Annotated in this window: 13 protein-coding genes and 1 pseudogene; 3 read left to right on the forward strand and 11 right to left on the reverse strand. The window is 54.6% G+C overall.

All coding sequences use genetic code 11. The features are described 5' to 3' along the window. Positions 1–34 precede the first annotated feature (34 nt). The 9 genes from PQU98_RS16740 to PQU98_RS16780 form a co-directional block, all read right to left on the reverse strand. Positions 35–1615 carry an alpha-N-arabinofuranosidase gene (locus PQU98_RS16740; protein WP_272746114.1) on the reverse strand — a complete coding sequence of 527 codons (1581 nt, stop codon included), beginning with the start codon at positions 1613–1615 and terminating at the stop codon, positions 35–37. A 30-nt stretch (positions 1616–1645) separates the two neighbouring features. Further along, positions 1646–2392, reverse strand: a complete 747-nt coding sequence (locus PQU98_RS16745) for a FadR/GntR family transcriptional regulator (protein WP_272746115.1) — start codon at positions 2390–2392, stop codon at positions 1646–1648. Continuing rightward, positions 2389–3405, reverse strand: a complete 1017-nt coding sequence (locus tag PQU98_RS16750; RefSeq protein WP_272746116.1) for an arabinan endo-1,5-alpha-L-arabinosidase — start codon at positions 3403–3405, stop codon at positions 2389–2391. The genes PQU98_RS16745 and PQU98_RS16750 overlap by 4 nt, the downstream gene beginning before the upstream one ends. Before the next feature lie 82 nt (positions 3406–3487). Further along, entirely contained in the window at positions 3488–6325 is a 2838-nt protein-coding gene (locus PQU98_RS16755; RefSeq protein ID WP_272746117.1) for a TonB-dependent receptor, read from the reverse strand. Positions 6326–6656: 331 nt separating this feature from the next. Continuing rightward, positions 6657–8171, reverse strand: a complete 1515-nt coding sequence (gene arfA / locus PQU98_RS16760; RefSeq protein WP_272746118.1) for an arabinosylfuranosidase ArfA — start codon at positions 8169–8171, stop codon at positions 6657–6659. A gap of 9 nt (positions 8172–8180) precedes the next feature. Next, complete coding sequence (locus PQU98_RS16765; protein ID WP_272746119.1) at positions 8181–9482, reverse strand: ABC transporter substrate-binding protein; 1302 nt, start codon at positions 9480–9482, stop codon at positions 8181–8183. 8 nt (positions 9483–9490) lie between these two features. Further along, positions 9491–10255, reverse strand: coding sequence for a carbohydrate ABC transporter permease (locus tag PQU98_RS16770; protein WP_272746120.1), 765 nt, complete (start codon positions 10253–10255; stop codon positions 9491–9493). A 68-nt stretch (positions 10256–10323) separates the two neighbouring features. Then, entirely contained in the window at positions 10324–11202 is an 879-nt protein-coding gene (locus tag PQU98_RS16775) for a carbohydrate ABC transporter permease (RefSeq protein WP_272746140.1), read from the reverse strand. Continuing rightward, positions 11202–12272 carry an ABC transporter ATP-binding protein gene (locus PQU98_RS16780; RefSeq protein WP_272746121.1) on the reverse strand — a complete coding sequence of 357 codons (1071 nt, stop codon included), beginning with the start codon at positions 12270–12272 and terminating at the stop codon, positions 11202–11204. The genes PQU98_RS16775 and PQU98_RS16780 overlap by 1 nt, the downstream gene beginning before the upstream one ends. A gap of 756 nt (positions 12273–13028) precedes the next feature. Between PQU98_RS16780 and PQU98_RS16785 the strand changes: the two genes are divergently transcribed. From PQU98_RS16785 to PQU98_RS16795, 3 genes and pseudogenes are all read left to right on the forward strand, one after another. Beyond that, positions 13029–14480, forward strand: a complete 1452-nt coding sequence (locus PQU98_RS16785) for a M61 metallopeptidase family protein (protein ID WP_272746122.1) — start codon at positions 13029–13031, stop codon at positions 14478–14480. A 46-nt stretch (positions 14481–14526) separates the two neighbouring features. Further along, a complete protein-coding gene (locus tag PQU98_RS16790) occupies positions 14527–15843 on the forward strand; it encodes a metal-dependent hydrolase family protein (protein ID WP_272746123.1) in 1317 nt (438 codons plus the stop codon). 284 nt (positions 15844–16127) lie between these two features. After that, positions 16128–16777: pseudogene (locus PQU98_RS16795) on the forward strand (IS1595 family transposase). Between the two features lie 151 nt (positions 16778–16928). Here PQU98_RS16795 and PQU98_RS16800 read toward each other — a convergent pair. Next, complete coding sequence (locus tag PQU98_RS16800; RefSeq protein ID WP_272746124.1) at positions 16929–17810, reverse strand: hypothetical protein; 882 nt, start codon at positions 17808–17810, stop codon at positions 16929–16931. 19 nt (positions 17811–17829) lie between these two features. Continuing rightward, positions 17830–18705 (reverse strand): phosphodiester glycosidase family protein, encoded by an 876-nt coding sequence (locus PQU98_RS16805; RefSeq protein WP_272746125.1) that lies wholly within the window; start codon positions 18703–18705, stop codon positions 17830–17832. Between the last annotated feature and the right edge of the window lie 26 nt (positions 18706–18731).

Here is an 18731-nt window from a genome sequence, read left to right on the forward strand (position 1 = left end):
ATGAGGCACCGCTTCTTTTTATTGAGTTTGCGTTTTAACGAAGTTCAACCACGGTCACCGATTTCGGCGCCAGTTTCAGCACCAACCCGGAGCCCGACGCCTTGGCTTCATATGACTTCAGGGTTACCGTATTGGGCTTATCGAAGGTGTTGTGGGCATCGATCCGGTCGCCCGTCAGCACCCGGCCAAACGCGGATTTGGCCTTAAAGCCCATCGTCGACGTATTGACTTCAGCCGGACGGTTAGGATCGAGGTTAACCACCGCCAGCCAGATCTTTCCGTCCTTACCCTTGGCCGCAGATACATCAACGGCGGGCAGGGAAATGTCGCCAACCGTATATTTAGCCGAATTGAGCGTCACCGGAATGTGGGTCGCCCCCATGAACGGCTTATAGAGATCAAAGACGTGGTAAGTCGGCGTCAGGATCATCTTTTCTTTGTCGGTCAGGATGACCGACTGAAGCACATTCACGGTCTGGGCCAGATTGGCCATCTTCACCCGGTCGGTATATTTATGGAAGATGTTGAAATGCAGGGCCGCCACCAGACCATCGCGCAGTGAGTTCTGCTGATAGAGGAAGCCCGGATTTTTCAGATCATCAGTCTTATACCAGGTGCCCCATTCATCGACATAGAGCGCCACTTTTTTCTCCGGATCGTACTTATCCATAATGGCCGAATGTTTCTGAACCAGTTCCTCCATATAGAAGGCTTCTTTCAAAACCACAGCCCAGCCCGCCTCATCAAAGCCGGTTGACGGACGCGACGGCGGCCAGTTCAGTCCCGCCGAGGTGTAGTAATGCAGAGACAAGGCATGGGTGTTGTGATTCTTCATCTTCATGGACACTTCGGTCCAGTTGAAGTCAGCCACATTGGCCCCCGACATGACCTTGACCATGCGGGTTTCCGGCGTTTTCTGATCCGGGTGATAATTGTCTGAGAAGGTGGCGAACTGCTTGAACAGATTGGCTGAATGTTCCGGCGTCATATCTCCGCCACAGCCCCAGGTCTCATTACCAACGCCGAAATATTCGACCCTCCACGGTTTATCGCGACCATTCTGGCGACGCAGTTTGGCCATCTGGGAATTGTCGCTGGCCGTCATATATTCCAGCCACTGGGACATCTCTTTCGGGGTGCCAGTGCCGACATTGCCGGCGATATAGATCTTACTGCCGATCTGTTCGGCAAAATCCATGAACTCGTGGGTGCCAAAGGCGTTAGATTCCTCAACTCCGCCCCAGATGGTATTGATGGTCACCGGGCGCTTATCGCGCGGGCCGATGCCGTCCATCCAATGATAGCGGTCGGCAAAACACCCGCCTGGCCAACGGATCACCGGCACGTTCAGATGCTTGAGAGCGGCGACGACATCATTGCGGATACCGCGCGTATTGGGGATTTTGGAATCTTCGCCGACCCATACGCCTTCATAGACCATGCGCCCCAGATGTTCGGCAAAATGACCATAGATTTCCGGCGGAATTACCTTGCCAGAATTGGCGGTATCGATCGTCAGATCAGCCTTGACCGCCGTTTGCCCCAGCGCAGGGGCGGCCATAAGTGTTGCGGCAAGCGCCACCCCTGTCATCAGGGTTTTCAGTCCGGTTAGCATTATGGGTTCCTCTTCATTTAACTCTGCGTCCTAATCCATACTGCGCTGGGTATCATCCAGCGCCATACGAACCAGCGATTCCATGCACCAGCGTGCCAGCCCGATATCCTGCGCCACAATCGCGTCAAACACCTTGATGTGATCCGGCATAGGATCACGCGGCAGGGCGTTGCGCCTTTGTTTAAAACGCGTCGACCAGGTAATCGCCGCCCCGATAGAGGTGCTGAGCGAGACCAGCGCCTCATTGTGGGTGGCGGTAATCAGGGCATGGTGAAAGTCAATATCACCCTTGCGGCCCGCCTCGGTCGCCAGACTATATTTAGCCATGCGCTCAAGGCCATCAGCCATGTCTTTTATTTGCGCGTCTGTGCGGCGCAGGGCGGCTAAGCCAGCTCCCGCCGGTTCGTTTATCAACCGCAGTTCAAACAGGCCCTTGATGAAGTCTTCGGACGGTTCCGTCTCAAACATCCATCCAAGCACATCTGGATCCAGAATATTCCAGCGCGACCTCTGCGTCACCCGTGTGCCCGCCTTGGGACGGCTTTCGACCATGCCCTTCGCGGCCAAAATACGGATGGCTTCGCGGTAGGCCGAACGGGATATGTTAAGCGTGCCGCTCGATTCGATCTCTGACGGCAGGATCGTGCCGGGGGGATGGATATTTTTAAGAATATCGACCGCCAGCCGGTGGGCCAGCGCCCCATGCAGCCGTTCCGGTGAGCCGTCCGCCCCCATGTCGCCCGCTCCGGCAAAGCTGTCTGTTAAGTCATCCATCATGACGCCACTGGCCAGCCATCAGCGGTCCACGTTAGTGTATTGATGCGCAAGGTCGCACGCCCCCCATTCTGGCCGTCATAAGCGTGATAGACAATATAATTGCGGCCATCATCGCTCAAGACATCGCAGTGTCCCGGCCCTTTCCAGCGACCGGTCGGATCAAGGCTGGCATGAAGCACGATACGCCCGCCGCCATCTTTCATAGGCTTGCCGCGATCGTCGATATAAGGGCCAGTGACCGATTTCGACCGCCCAACCACCGTATGATAGGTCGAATTCACGCCCCGGCAGCAAAAATCATAGGAGACAAACAGATAGTAATAGCCCTCGCGCTTAAAGATCACCGGTGCCTCAACCGCGCCCGGCGGATCGCGCTTAACCAGTGAGCGCGGCAGAGCCTTTGGCTTCAAAAGCAGCCCCGTTTTTGGATCAAGCTCAGCCAGCTTGATCCCCGTCCAGAAACTGCCCCAACTCAGCCAGTGGCGGCCATCGTCATCAATAAAGGTATGGCTGTCGATAGCGTTATAATCATTGCGCGCATCAGAACGCACCACAATGCCGTCGTCACGCCAGCCGAAGTCAGGCCGCGTGGTATCTAAGGTCGGCGTGCTGACCATCGCAATGCGAGAGGTGTTCTTACCGAACATAGACAGGGAATAATATAGCCGGTAGCGTCCTTCGGTATAGATTATATCCGGTGCCCACGCTCCGCGAGTGTCGGGCAACTCATCCTTCACCCAGTCCGGAAACTGCGTCATCACGGCCCCTTTAAGCTCCCAGTTGATGAGATTCTTAGAGGTACGCCAGTGGATCGCCCCCGGCCCTTCGTTCAGGCGCGACGTTGAGAATATGTGAAAGAGGCCATCGGCCTTAATGATGCACGGATCGTGCACCGGCGACAGATTGCCCGTCAGGCTGTCACTGAACGCCACCTCGCTCGCAGCCCATGCCGGATTAGCCAGAGCCCCCCCCAGAGCCCCAAAGGCGATCAGGGCTTGCCTGCGGTCAAACATTGGAAGCCTCCATCCGAAATAAAAGGGGCGCTGAACCTTTGGGGAACAGCGCCCAGTGACCAGAGGATACTTTCTGGGAAGGTTAGTTAAGTCTCCAACGCAGACCGACCGCGAACTGACGGCTCCACAGACCACTGACGTGGTTATGGGTGTCAGGGCCGCCTGAGCTACCAAACGCATAGTAGTTCTGGCCGATTTCGTTGGTCAGGTTGACCGCATCGAACGAGATCGACAGCTTATCGGTCACATCGTAATTGACCTGAAGGTCGAGGCTTTTTTCCGGACGGTTCCAAACCCCAAGCGGATTGGCAAACAACCGCGCTTCGTTGAACGCTAGGAAATCATCGCGCCACACATAGGACAGACGCGCACCAATTGGACCTTTTTCGTATGCCGCCGTCACATTATAGGAGAACTCCGACACGCCAAAGAAGGACGACGTATCTTGACCCAGCAGTACAGGGGTTACGCCGGACGAATCGTAGATCGGAATATTCTGCGAGGAGTCTAGCCAGGTGGCGCTGGCCTGAACGCCCAGACCGTCGAGCAGGCTTGGCAGATAATCCGGGAAGTAGGTCAGCCCCAGTTCAGCCCCTTCCAGTACGCCGTTAGACGCATTTACCGGCTGGCTAATCAGGAATGTATTCGTGTTCTGCCCCGTGCCGGTCAAAGTGTAAACCTGCGGCGTTGTTACGACCAGACCTTCGATTTCGCGCTTGAAGGCCGTCAAGTGCACCACGCTGTCGGGCGCAAAATACCATTCAATGGCCAGATCCTGGTTCTTCGATTCGGTCGGAGCCAAATCTGGATTACCGCGATTACCCGATCCACGGCCGATATTCGACAAATCGCCCGTCAGGGTAAAGTTTGGGTTTAGATCACCGAAGTTCGGACGGCGGAGGGTTTCGCCATAATTATAGCGCAGGCGTATACTGTCGGTCAGATCATAGCGCAGGGTCAGGCTGGGCAGCAAACGCCGCACGGATGCCGAAGCCGAAGACGTAAGGCCCGACAAACGATCCGTGAAAGCCATATCGGTATCGACCTTGACATAACGCAAACCGGCATTAACCAAAAGGGTGCGACCAAAGACCTGCGGCTCAATATCGGCCATGATATAGGCCGATTGCGTCACTTCCTGAACGTCGAAGTCTTCCGTCAGGTTGATACCATCGCTAGTGACAATGTGCGGGAACACGGCGTCGTATCGGCTACGGATATCATCGGCATGAGCATAAAGATAACGGCCGTCCGGCAACACCCATGATTGCGGTACATCAGCTTCGCCATCAAAGAAGCCCTCGTTATAAAATAAGGCTTCGGCCGGCAGGGATGACAGAGGCCGACCTAACACCCCAGCGTCCTGCCCCCAGAATGAATGGGCTGCGCCGCGATCGTCATAGCGGATACCAAAGCTGACACTTTTCAGGACAGAATCGTCCGGCGTCCAGTCAGCATCCAAAGAGACCGTAAAGGCATCACCCTTGTCTTCATTAATATTGTCATAGAGTTGGGCAATACCCCACTGTGTTGGGTCAGTGAGCACATTCGGATCGGTGAAGGAATAGGCTGGCAGGCCATCCTTGGCATTGAAATCGATCACAACATCATGACCGGCGCGCTCTGTGCGCATAGCAAAGAAGGCTGATGAGAAATCGCTTTTTTGCCAGGACAGATCACCAACAACCGCCAGATTATGAGGCAGGTTCCATTTACCATTCAGGGCATAGACATGGGTATCGGTCTTTTGCTTAGTGTAGTCTGACGAGTTGAAACCGTACACATCATTGACCGCACGGGATTTGATGATGTTCGTACCTGGCATCAGCTCAAAGGTCGAAGCGGGGTTAGGCCCAAGTGATCCCCACCAGTCAACGAACGTGAACAGCATCGAATTGAAGATTTCGTTACGGTAGCCTTCGTAGAAATATTCAAAGGTATATTCAGACCAGTCGTTGGGGCGCCACTGTAAAGCGGCATTAACGGCAGGGCGCTCACGGTCACCGTAAAGATCGGTCGCAATCATCGCATCGCGCGCTAGGTAATAAGGTGTCGCCACCCCGTCCACTAAAAGGGTTGAACCCGGCGCATAAGGCAGCCCATTTTCGAGACCTGTTGGCCAGGGCGAACGAGGATTATCCGGGAATAGGCGCTCAAGCGGCACAAAGCCTGCCGGTGGGCTTTCAGTGAGGAACGGCACCATAGCCCCGACATTCAGGTCCTGATTGCGGTATTTGGTGCGCGAGTATGATACGTTCAGAAGTGCGCCGACTTCGCCCGCGCCGGTATCCCAACGGTTGGAAATCAGGGCGCTGATGTTCGGGTTATATTCACCCGCCTGCTCATGATAGACACCCCGTGCCGCCGCCGAAATCTGGAGCCCCTTGAAGTTGAATGGGCGGTGCGTGGATACATCGATCTGACCGGCGATACCGGTTTCTATCTGATCAGAGGTGCGGGTCTTGAACACATCAATCCGGTTGATCAGGTTGGCCGGAATGTCCTGCAAAGCCAATTGACGACCTGTGCCGGTGAACACGAAACGACCATTCCAGGTGGTGGTAATATCCGGCATACCGCGGATTGAAATGCCCGACACTTCGCCACCGGCGCGGTTGGTGACCTGAACACCCGGCACACGTTGCAGCGCTTCGACGACGTTGTTGTCAGGCAACTTACCGATGTCTTCGGCTATGACTGAATCGACAATCTGGACTGAGCGGCGCTTGACTGCGACCGCCTTAGCCATACTGGCGCGCACGCCGGTGACGACCACTTCGGTGACCTCTTCAGAGGCGGCTGGCGCGGTTGTCGTATCCTGCGCAAATGCCTGACCGGCGATGACGCCCGCCACCAGCGCGACCATGCCGACGCCGGAGCGCAGATATGCCTTTTTCAGGCCTTTGACCCTGTTATTCATTTGATGTGTTCCCTGGTTTATAGCGTTTCCGGTTCACCGGACTCACGCCTTTATTTGTCAGGGCAGAATTGTCTGACATAAAACCAGAGTCAAGAACAATATTCAGACATAATGTTCGCTTTCAGAGGGTGGAGACTACAGTGTATCTATCTCGCAACGGATATTGCCATAGTTATTTTTTACGTATGAAATCATACTTTATACTTTTTATTCAGGAAATGCCGCGATGCAGCAACTTGTCAGTTGAAATTACAAATAAAAAAAGCTGCCGCAACATTTCATAATGAAGCGACAGCCTATTTGTCAGACCAAACATCGTGAGTGGTCAGGTCTATTGCTGAGTTTCAATAGCAAAGACATTCCATGACTGTGGCTTAAGCTGTGCTGTGAGCCGGCTACCCTTTACAGTCGCCGATCCATTGGGTGCCGGTTTAATGACTTCATTATCTTTGGTATTTACGATTTTCAGATCCGCGTGATGCAATTCGGTGGCGGCAACCAGAGCCAGCCCCTCGCCCATACCCCGCAGATCGATGTCTAACTCCATCGCGTCCTCGGTAGAGCGGTTGAGCGCATAGATGGCCACATGGCCGGTTTGCGGGTCACGCACCGCCGCCGTCAACAGGTGCGGAATATCGCCTTGAGACTTGGTCTCAAACGTGGTGGTGTCGACCTTAAGACGTAGCACCTCACCGTGGCCCAACCGTGTGCAGTCAGCAATCGGGTGAAAAATGGTCTGACGCCAGGCCGGGCCGCCGGTTTCGGTCATGATCGGGCCAATGACATTGACCAACTGCGCCAGACATCCGGCTTTGAGGCGGTCGGCATGGTTCATCATGACAATCAGCGCGCCACCGACCACCATAGCGTCCTCAAAATTATAGATTTCTTCGAGCAGCGGCGGCGCCTTAGGCCAGCCCGGCTTTTTCAGATCATCGGGCGTGTGGGCCTTATACCAGACGTTCCATTCATCGAGCGATAGCATGATGCGCTTGGTTGAACGCCTACTGGCGGCGACCGCATCCGCAATGGCGGCCACTTCGGTGATGAAATAATCGAGCGCCTCGATCTCGGCAAAGAACTCTTTGATGTCGTTGCCATCATTGCGCATATAGTGGTGCAGGGAAATGTAGTCGACCTGATCAAAGCAGGTATCGAGCACTTCATATTCCCACTTGCCGTAGGTCGGCATCAGCCGCTGAGACGACCCGCAGGCGGTCAGTTCAATCGACGGATCAACCCATTTCATGACCTTGGCCGTTTCCTGCGCGATGCGGCCATATTCGTGGGCGGTCTTGGCGCAGGTCTGCCACGGCCCGTCCATTTCGTTACCAAGGCACCAGAACTTGATGTTATGGGGTTCTTTAAAGCCATGAGAAATACGCAGGTCGGAATAGTAAGTCCCGCCCGGATGATTGCAGTATTCCAGAAAATGACGCGCCTCATCCGGCCCGCGCGTCCCCAGGTTCACAGCAAACATAGGCTCAACGCCAGTCTGCTTACACCAGATCATGAACTCATTGGTGCCAAATTCGTTGGTCTCAGTCGAATGCCAGGCCAGATCGAGCTTGACCGGCCGGTCTTCCTTTGGCCCCACCCCGTCTTCCCAGTCATAGCCGCTCAGGAAATTGCCGCCGGGATATCGCACGATGGTCGGCCCCAGTTCGCGGGTCAGGGCCATGACATCCTGACGAAAGCCATTGGCATCGGCGGTCGAATGACCGGGCTCATATATGCCACCATAGACGCAGCGGCCCATATGCTCAACAAAGGTGCCAAACAGGCGGCGATCCAGCTTGGATATGACAAAATCAGCATCGGCAATAACGGTGGCTTTGAGGGTCATGACAGTCTCTTAGAGAAGATGGAACAGCAGATCATTAGTGCGGGTTTCGGCGTCGGTTAGCGCCTGCTCGATCGGTTTATGGCCGGCTATGGCAGAAAACAGCTCATCCCCGATGATGTCCTGAATGGCGAACTGGCGCTGAACCTCGGACGGCAAAGTCCGGCCAATCTCCGACAGGGCGACAATATCGCGGCGGTGCGGCAGGCTTAGGTATTGCGAGGATTGCGCCACGGCCTGAACGGTAGGCAGATGTCCGGTACGTGACCAGTCATAATTGTGGTCATACAGGAATTTAAGAAACCGCCGCACGGCTTCATCCTGCTTAAGGCTGCGTTCACGGTTTGACACCACCCAGGCGTGGCCATCGACATAGGCAGCCCGTTCTGCCCCAAACAGCATGGGATAAGGTTTGACTGCATATGATTTATAAAGCGGCTGCCCCGGCGTGTTCGCCTCGGCCTCATAGGCGCCGATCATCCACGTACCGACCAGATAAACCCCGCCCTGCCCGTTCATGAACCCTTGGGTCGCCGACGAATAGTCCTGATCCTTTGTGGTCAGGTTTTCGTCGTAAATTTGCTTGAACAAGGCGACGATGCGGCGGGCTTCGGGGGTATTGAGGCGGATATGTTTCGGGTCTTCGAAAAACACCGCCTTTTGGTTCATCAGATAGGTATAGAGGTTGCGGGTATAGGCCGCGCGCTCATTGATCATCGACTGCACGAAATAGGGCTTGCCGGTCGCGGCCTTGAACTGCCGCGCCTGAGCCAGCAGTTCTTCCGGTGTATGCGGCAGGATGGGCTCACCGTCTTTCATCAGTCCTGCCCTGGCGAACAGGCCGGTATTGATGTGCCATAGCGGCGTCCAGTTATCGAAGGGCAGGCCGTAAAGCTCATTTTTAATGGTTATGCCCTGACGGGCCGCAGGGGTAAAAGCCTTGGCTGAAACTCCATCCTGCGCCAGTTCGGCGGTCAGCGGCACGATCAAACCACGTGACTGATAATCCGGCATGGAGGACATGTGGATTGACACCACATCCGGCGGATCACCGGCGGCATATTGTGCCGATAGCTGATCATAGCCCGGCCAGGCGACGATATTTACGGTCAGGTCGATGTCAGGGTTTTCGCGCTCGAACCGGTCAATCAGGCCGGTCAGGATTTCGCATTCGCCATCAGGATTACGCAGCGGTGCCTGATCGCGCGGGACATTGGCCCGGCACTCACCAAAGATGCGCTGCACCGTGATGTGGGTGCGCTCGTCTTTGGGAGAGCAGGCCGAAATCGCCAACGCCATTATTAAAATAGACACGAGTGTCTTCATCGTACGGCCGCCCCGGCGACGGCGCGCACAATGTATTTCTGGAAGATGGCGTAGACAATCAGGATCGGCAGCGAAGCAAACACCGCCTGTGTCATGAGGTAGCCCAAGCCGGATGTCTGGGCGAAGTTGATCTGCGATGACGCGATGCCGACGGTCAGCGTAAACATATCCGCCCGCGTGGCCGAAATCAGCGGCCACCAGTAATCGTTCCACGACGCCAGAAAGGTGAAAATCCCAAGCGTCGCCTGCGCCGGAAGGGTCAGAGGCAACAATACCTTCCAGAATATCTTGAACCGCGAGGCATTATCCAGCATGGCGGCTTCATCCAACTCCTTCGGGATGGCCTTGAAATACTGGGTCATCAGAAACACACCGAATGGTGCCGCAAGTCCCGGCAGGATCAGCCCCGGATAGGTATTATGCAGGTGCAGATCAGCAAACATCTGATGACGGGTAATGATCACCGCCTGTTCAGGAATCGCCAGCCCAAACAGGACAATCAGGAACAACTGATTACGATACGGAAACTCCAGCCGCGCAAAGCCATATCCGGCCAGAGATGACAGGATCAGTACCCCAAGCGTTTGCAGGATCGACACAAAGGCCGAATTAAGCAGCCAGCGAAACACACCGGAATTAGCCATGATCGCGGCGTAATTTTCTCCCGTATAGGGCGGATGGAAGGCATTGGTGGTCGAGCGCAGTAACTCACCATTGGATTTCAGCGACAGCATGACCGTCCAGATCAGTGGGCTGACCATGATCAAACCCATTACGATCAGGGAAATCAAAACACCAACTTCACGCCATTTTTGGTTCCGCGAATGGCTCATGCGTCACCTGTGCGTTTTCTGGATAAGAGATATTGCCCCAGTGTCACCAGCAGTATGATCGCAAACAGAATCTGCGACGCGGCCGCCGCATAACCGATATCCCAGCGCCGGAACCCAACCTCAAAAATAAACAGCACAATGGGACGTGATGCACCGTTCGGTCCGCCCTGTGTGATCAGTTGCGGCTGACCGAACAACTGAAACTGCAGCACGCACTGCATAATCACCACCAGCACAACCGTACGACTGATGCTGGGTAGGGTGATGCGGGTGAGCGTCGTCCACCACCGGCTGTTGTCAAGGGCGGCGGCTTCATAAATATCCTGCGGCACCTGTTGCAAGGCCGACAGGTACAGCATCATCGGCAGGCCCAGACACCACCACACGGTGATAATCGCCATCGATCCCATTACGATACCTGGATCAGAAAAAAACGGGATTGGCGGCAGTCCAAAAACCGCCAGTATATTGGCCACAAACCCGCCGTCGGGTATTAAGACCATCCGCCAGATCAGGGTGACGATCGTGACCGACAAAACGGATGAGGAGAAAAATACCCCCCGGAAAAAGGCTGCCGTGCGCGTAGAGCGATTAAGTAGCAACGCCAGTAGCAGCGGGATGATCGCTAATGGCGGCACGCACAAAAGCACGAACAAAAACGTATTACCGACGGCTTGCAAGAACACAGGATCGCTCATCAGGCGGGCATAGTTCTCAAAGCCGACAAACGTGGCCCCGCCGAAAAGGTCAGCCTTAAACAGGCTAAGGCCCATTCCGGACATCAGCGGCCATACCAAAAGCCACGCGAACACAAACAGATACGGTGCCACAAAAAGAAAATTGCCAAACTGGGTTTTGGCCTTGGCGGACAGCATCACGCCGCCTCCGCATGATAACCGCGACCATCCGCGTCAAACAGGTGCGCCGCCTGCGCGTCGATGGACAAATGCACCTCATCCCCTATAGTCAAGCGGCTCAGACCGACATCTTCGGCAGTGATTGCTGTGCCATCACTGAGACGCGCGTAAATCAGGGCGCGCTCCCCTAAGCGCTCAACAAACTCAACCTTGGCGGAAACACCGGTGTCATTGACGCGCACATTCTCAGGCCGCAACCCCAACTCCCACGACGCACTTTCAGGTAAGTTGGCAATAGCGGTCGTAAGGACAGTACCATCGCGCAAGGTCACCACAGAAGGAGTTCCGGTTACCGTAACCGGCATAAAATTCATCGGTGGCGAGCCGACAAAAGAGGCCACGAACCTGTTAGCCGGCTGACCGTAGATTTCCATTGGTGTACCGACCTGCTGGATTTTTCGGCCATACATCACAACAATTCGGTCAGCCAGGGTCATGGCCTCAACCTGATCATGGGTGACCAGTATCATGGTCGCTTTTAACCGCCGCCGAAGTTGCGCCAACTCAAGCCGCGTGCGCATCCTAAGGGCGGCATCGAGGTTCGATAACGGCTCATCAAACAGGAAAATGTCCGGCTTTTTAACGATGGCGCGGCCGATGGCGACGCGCTGTTTCTGTCCGCCAGATAACTGCCCCGGCTTTTTATCAAGGAATGGCTCGATCTCCAGAATGCGCGCCGCTTCGGCTATGCGGGCGTCAATTTCAGTCTTACTGATTTTGATATTCTTTAGCCCGAACGCCATATTTTCGCGGATGGTCATATGTGGATAAAGGGCATAGTGCTGAAACACCATGGCCACCCCGCGTTCCCCCGGCGCCAGTTCATCGATACGCTGTCCACCGATATGAATCTGTCCGCTATCAACGGTTTCAAGGCCCGCGACCATGCGCAACAGCGTCGTTTTACCGCAGCCCGACGGGCCCAGAAAGGCAATAAATTCATTGGATTCCGCCCTAAGCGAAATATCGTCCAGCACCGTAGTCGGCCCATAGGCCTTGGTGACATTACGGATGTCGAGTGCGCTCACGACGCTTAGACCTTTGCTCCCTGGTCCATCCCTTTCAAGCCTCTAAATCTAAGGGCTTTTTTATATAAAGAGATGAATATCTTGTCCCTGTGAGTCCCCACCACTTATTTGCAGCATTAAAAACTCAGACAATATAGCTAACATCATGGGTCAATTTCGGCAAGCCACTTATTTCGGATGTTATTGGGGCCGAACATTCCACTGACCCCTAAATTGTTCTACCTTGCGCCCAATGCGGACATCGCGGTTGATACATGGCGATTGGCTCGAAAGCGGACAATCGTTCCAGTAACCGAGCCACAAACCTGTTGTGGAAGGCCATGTGAACTTTAAGGTCAAACACATCACTCGCAGTCGGCTTTGACATATTTTATGCAAAAATGGCTCGGTGGTCCGCCAAGTTTGCAAAACCCTAGCCCTCAGGGCCGATTAAGCTTCCTTCAATTCGGTATGGTCCCGGCCTGCTAACATAAGGGTATTAAGATGAGGCGTTTTTTTGCCGCTACGGTCACCGGCCTGTTAGTCGTCGTTTGCGCATCATCTCAAGCCCAAGACTTACCACAGGTCGACGTTAAACTTACCCCTTTGGTAGCTGACGGGCAGTTGTCTCAGATCCGGATTGTCGAAACTATTAAGGACATTTCTGCAGCCCCCGGTGAGGCCATACTATCCGTCCCCGCGCGCATCGCACTGACGGCGGGTCAGGATTACAGCCTTAATGAGGTGACGTTTTCTGATCAAACCGGCCCCCTACCTGTGACAATGGTTCTGGACTATGTACCGGCCGGTGTTCCGCTGCAATTTCGGCATTTCAAGGCAAATCGCCAGACCTCCGGCACCATAACAGTTACCTATACCGCCAAAGTAACGCCAGCCTTCACGCCCAGAAAACGCGGACCATCCTATGATCTCAGAGGCACGGAAGGGGGCGCCGGAGGGGCCTATTTTTCCTTTTTACTCTTGCCGCTGCAGGCACCAAAAATCGATTTGAATCTGGTCTGGGATACCAGCGCATTACCCTCTGGCGCCAAGACGGTTTCGACCTCAGGTCCCGCCAATATAAAGGCGCAACTTGCGCCTATGGAGGTTTATCCAACCTTCTTTCTGACCGGGAATGTTAAAGGAACCGAAGCCGAACATTCGTCGTTTCAGGCTCATTGGATCGGTACTCCCCCATTTAACACGCAAACGATGACAGACTGGTCCAGCAAGACCTTCGGGACATTAGAAGCGTTTTTTAAGGATCAGGACAAAACGCCCTATACCCTTCTGATGCGGCCCTACACCCGGCCGCGCGATGGTGGTGGCGCTGCCCGCGGCGGCTTTATGCTGGAATATGGTCAGGGCCGGATGGATGATGCGTCCCGTCGCATAATGTTTGCTCATGAGATGATCCATCATTTCGTAAGTGGACTGGACGGCGATTCAAGCGCTGTCGCCTGGTATGGTGAGGGGCTGGCGGAATTTTATAAGCTTCGGCTGACACTTGATGCGGGCCTGATACATGTCAATGATATTGGCCGCGAAATCGGTTATATGACCCGCACCTATTACGCTTCGTCTCTTGTAGCGACGCCGTATAGCGACTTAGCCAAGGCCCGATGGGATGGAAGCGACGCGCAGTCTATCCCCTATTCTCGCGGGTTTATGTACTTCGTCGATCTGAACGCTCAAATTCGTACGAAATCGGAGGGAAAGCGGTCACTTGATAATCTTGTCCTCGCCATGCTTGAGCGAAAGCGTTCAGGGCAACCTTACGATGAAACGGCCTGGCGCGCACTACTGCTCGATGAGTTGGGCGCAAGCGGTATTGAAGGTCTCGATCAGATGCTTCAGGGCAAGGTCATTATCCCGACGGCAGATGCCTTTGGTCAGTGCTTTAAACGGCAGGTATCAAACCACCCAAGAACGAACCTGGGCATGTCCGAAGACAGCTTTCTAATGACACCCTACAAAGTAACGGGACTTATTCCCGGATCCGCCGCAGACAAAAGCGGCCTCAAAGACGGCGACGATATCATCTCGTTTACAGGCGTAAGGGAACGCATCGCCCACAGCGCCGCCAATGTGGTCGCCGATCCGAAAGTTGACATTGTGGTTCAAAGGGGCAGCACCCCCACCCTGTTTAGCTTTTCCACCGAAGACGCCGTGATAACAGGGTACAAATGGAACTTTAAAAACGGGCCATCCGATGGGTGTTCATTCTGAAATATTCCTTACCGTGAGAATCCGACATAAAATAAGGGGCAAAGGTATGAGATTGTTTTTTGGCGTAGCTCTGATTGCAGTGAGCAACTTGATCGCTGTGCAAACCATCGCTGGCGACAAGGTCATCCACGCGGGGAATCTGATTGATGGGATAAGCGACAGCCCTGTCCATAATGTCTCGATTATCATCAAAGGCGACAAAATCGTTTCTGTAAGCCCGGGATTTCAGACGCCTGAAGGGGCTGAGGTCATTGACCTGCGCCAGTCAACCGTTTTACCGGGCCTCATCGAAGCCCATGCCCACGTCGCCTATCGACGGGGCGGCATGTCGGTAAGGCTAACGGGCAATGACATGTCCGATGCACTGGCCGGCGTCGGGCAAGTAAAAAAACTGCTGATGAGCGGCTTCACGTCGATCCGTAATCTTGGCTCTGAAGGCGGAACTGATCTTGCCCTGAAATTAGCGATCAAGCGAGGCGATATCGAAGGTCCGCGCATGTGGGTGTCTCTGGAGTATCTGGGCCCAACAGGCGGTCCCAGCGATCCTCAGAACGGGATCGATGAAGGATGGCACCACGATCATTGGGGCTCCCATATCATCGACGGCAAGGACGAGGCGATCAAGCAGATTCGCCTGCACAAGCGTCGCGGCGCGGATGTCATCAAGATTTTCCCCTCAGGCGCCGTAGGTAATTCTGGCGACAGTTCGGATCCAAGCCAGAAACTCATGACCGATGAAGAAATCAAAGCCGTCGTTGACACAGCGCATAGCCTTGGGATGCCGGTCGCGGCCCATGCGCATTCAAAATCTGCTATCGATGCGTCTATTCGCGCCGGTGTCGACTCCATCGAGCACGGTACTTATGGGGATACGGAATCGTTCAAACTCTATAAATCCCACGGAACCTATTTAGTTCCTACCCTTCTTGTGCCGGAACTTGTCGCCGCTCAGGCTGATGACAAACCCGTCCTAGGCGGACCAAGTCCTCAAGAAAAGGTTAGAAAAATAGTTTCCGTCCATCAGGCAATGTTCAGGGCCGCGGTAAAATCCGGCGTCAAAATTGCGTTTGGCACCGATGTTGCCGGACTCGTCCCATATGACGGCAGCGCCCGCGAATTTGCCATTATGGTAAAGGATGGAATGACGCCTATGGAAGCGATAAAATCAGCGACCTATAATGGTGCAGAATTACTGCGTGCGACCCACAGCGTGGGTTCGGTTCAGCCAGGACGTTTCGCGGACCTGATTGCCGTCGATGGCGATCCGTTAGCTGACATCCGTGAACTGGAAGATGTTGACTTCGTTATGAAAGGCGGGACCGTTTATAAAAACAAGGCGGGCGCCTCTTCTCTGTCAAACTAATCGGAGCCCCTCATCTTTGCCGAATACGCGGCATCCGCTATATATTTGAATTGGCTTACCAACATAGCCGCGACTTTGGGCCAACAAATAGCTACTGAGCGAATTCCGCTCTCCGTCTAACGAAATCTCATCCTGACACGACTACGGGCCGTTCGCCACTTCGCGCCCAAGGCGGACATTTGGCAAATGCCGAAAAATCCCATTAGCAGACATCGTACATCGCAAGTGCGGTAGCTTACTTTAAGGAGCTGTCGTAGATAAGGCAACTTATCTATGGTGGCGATATGGGCTTAAAGCGCTGTAAATTAAGTCGAAAAGTGCAGTTGCGGCTTCTGGAATTTTTCGTTCTGGAAGTGACCGCGCGTTCGGCTGCGGATGTGCTGGATTTGCAGGCCAACACAGTGGCCTTGTTTTACCGCAAGGTTCGCGAACTGATCGTCGAGCAGGCGGCAGCCAACGAGGAATTGCTCGGCGGTGAAGTCGAGGTTGACGAGAGCTATTTCGGCGGTGTGCGCAAGGGCAAGCGGGGTCGCGGTGCGCTTGGTAAGGTGCCGGTATTCGGTTTGCTGAAACGGGGCGGAAAAGTCTTTGTCGTCCCTATTTCAGACGCCAAGGCTACCCCCTGATGCCTATTATTCGCAAGAAAATTCAACCCGATAGCATCGTCTATACCGATACATTCGGCAGCTACAGCGCGCTCGATGTATCCGAGTTTCATCACAGCCGTATCAATCACTCCAAGCTGTTTGCCAACGGACAGAACCACATCAACGGCATCGAGAATTTCTGGAACCAGGCCAAGCGTGTGCTCAGAAAATACAATGGCATCCCGAAGCAAAACTTCTTCTTGTTCATCAAGGAGTGCGAGTTTAGATTCAATCACGGATCGCCCAAAGAGCAGCTCAAAACACTCCGACTTTGGGCCAAACTCTGATCCTTATCTACGACAGCCCCTACTTTAATTGGATTAAGGCTATGGGTGGCCTCAATAAAAAAGCCAGAGCCCGACTGGCGCCCTACACATACTATTTTTGATCCGTTTCGCCCATATTACTGGCAACACATTCACGATAGAGACTAAAACTTTAGAAGCGCTTGGCATCGGGATGATCAAGGTGGACTTCGGGTATATCGAAAGCGCGGATCACACCATTAGGGCGACTTATGGCATAAAGCCTGCGGCCCTTAACCGACCGGTCCCACACAAAAGCCTGACCTTCGGCGGCAATGTCGATCGTCGCCAGATGAATCATGACCGGCCCAAGTCTGGGTTTGGCTAATACGTAAATCTCCGTACGATCATGGCCGAGCAAATAGAGGAGGCCATCGGGTCCAATGCCTCCGCCGGAGGCCGCGTGCGGCGCCATACGCGTCTGCACCGCTTCAGGGATCAGCCAACCACCCGTGCGCCGCCACTGGGCGTCATAAGTGAAAACGCTGCCATATCGACTGTTCTTGTAACCCGTACCGATCTTGTCGTCATAATGAGCAAACCCGGCGATAAAGCCCTTGCCATAGGGCTCGAAGAAGGTCAGGGAGCCCTCATCCAGCAAGCCCAGACTATGGCTATGTTTGTGAGTCATAGTGCGAGTGTCGAACACCTCAATCGAAGACCCCATCGGCACTTCGGGGAAGTTGGAATTGGCGCACCACAATTCGTTCTTCGCGGCATAGCAGGAATTGATATGCCGGATCGGGCCATGACGCGGACTCATCCAGCGGGCGATCAGTTCACCGCTCGTCTTGTCATACTTACCGATGATCGAGTTGACGATGGCGTAGACATATTTGCCATCAACGGCCACGCCCTGCCGCGCTTCAGGGGCCTGATATTCCCGGACCATCTTCGCCGTTCCGGTTTGCACAACGGGCGGCTCCCACGCTTCTAATTTGGGAAAGCCCGCAGGCTGCGCCCCGGCCATCGGTGCGGTAAGCGCCATAATCAGGGCAAGGGATATAGCCCGCATGTTAGTCTCCTGATGAATCTTATCGGGCCGGGTTTGCAAAGACGGCAATATGGTTGGCGACCGGTCGCTCACGCCCCGGAACACCGGTGTGAATCGGACGATTAAGCACTTGCGGCTGATCGTCCCGGCCCTGCTGCACCAGAGCGGATGACCCGCCCCCATCGAGATTGATCGCGTCCGACGCCCCAAGGCTTATGAACAATTCCGTCAGTTCGCCAAGAGTAGCCCCCTCACTGTAGCCCTTCTGACGGCCATCCACGACCACCAGCCATGCGGTTTTTCCATCTGCCGACAGGCCCACGGCTGTGCGCGGCGCGCGGGTCATGGCATAATTATTGTCAAAAGCTTCAAAACTTTGCGGAGCCTTGTCTTCCAGCAGACGCGGCCCGGCCGCGACGGCATCAGCAGACCCAGCCGGGCAGACCTGACCATCACGAATCAGAACCTGCGCCGTCTTGAAACAGACAATGGCATTGACCCTTATGTCCAGATCGGTTTCGACCGGCGAAACCTGTGTCCCCTTAGACAAGGCGGCCCCCGATACATTCACCGGATCACCGCTTTTAGGGTAATAGTCATCCGCCCCCTTGCTGCCACCGGCAAAGGGCAGGAAGTAACTGGCGTTAACCACAATCTGGGCCTTTGTTTTGCGCTGGTATTCACTAGCCGTCCAGGCAACATGCTCCATGCCGCGACTGTCGTCCTTTGGGGTGACTTCAAAGCGCAGGCCCGGACGCGTCAGATCAAGGGTGACAATGTGCGACACCGTGGGCGCCGCACCTCCACGCACGCGCTGTTCATAGGTAACGCCGTCAAATAGCGGGCGCGCCGGATCAGCCCAGGCCGGCGCCGCAGAGACCATCGAAATGGCGATAAAAAGGTGTAAAAATTTCATAGACATAACCAAAGCAAAGCGGCGGA

It is taken from the genome of Asticcacaulis machinosus (genome assembly GCF_028550435.1).
Lineage (GTDB): Bacteria > Pseudomonadota > Alphaproteobacteria > Caulobacterales > Caulobacteraceae > Asticcacaulis > Asticcacaulis machinosus.

What these genes read in the sequence shown, in the direction of transcription:
- PQU98_RS16740 (WP_272746114.1), bottom strand. Translation starts at nt 1,615, where the DNA reads ATGCTAACCGGACTGAAAACCCTGATGACAGGGGTGGCGCTTGCCGCA.
- PQU98_RS16745 (WP_272746115.1), bottom strand. Translation starts at nt 2,392, where the DNA reads ATGATGGATGACTTAACAGACAGCTTTGCCGGAGCGGGCGACATGGGG.
- PQU98_RS16750 (WP_272746116.1), bottom strand. Translation starts at nt 3,405, where the DNA reads ATGTTTGACCGCAGGCAAGCCCTGATCGCCTTTGGGGCTCTGGGGGGG.
- PQU98_RS16755 (WP_272746117.1), bottom strand. Translation starts at nt 6,325, where the DNA reads ATGAATAACAGGGTCAAAGGCCTGAAAAAGGCATATCTGCGCTCCGGC.
- arfA (WP_272746118.1), bottom strand. Translation starts at nt 8,171, where the DNA reads ATGACCCTCAAAGCCACCGTTATTGCCGATGCTGATTTTGTCATATCC.
- PQU98_RS16770 (WP_272746120.1), bottom strand. Translation starts at nt 10,255, where the DNA reads ATGGTCAGCCCACTGATCTGGACGGTCATGCTGTCGCTGAAATCCAAT.
- PQU98_RS16775 (WP_272746140.1), bottom strand. Translation starts at nt 11,202, where the DNA reads ATGCTGTCCGCCAAGGCCAAAACCCAGTTTGGCAATTTTCTTTTTGTG.
- PQU98_RS16790 (WP_272746123.1), top strand. Translation starts at nt 14,527, where the DNA reads ATGAGATTGTTTTTTGGCGTAGCTCTGATTGCAGTGAGCAACTTGATC.
- PQU98_RS16800 (WP_272746124.1), bottom strand. Translation starts at nt 17,810, where the DNA reads ATGCGGGCTATATCCCTTGCCCTGATTATGGCGCTTACCGCACCGATG.
- PQU98_RS16805 (WP_272746125.1), bottom strand. Translation starts at nt 18,705, where the DNA reads ATGAAATTTTTACACCTTTTTATCGCCATTTCGATGGTCTCTGCGGCG.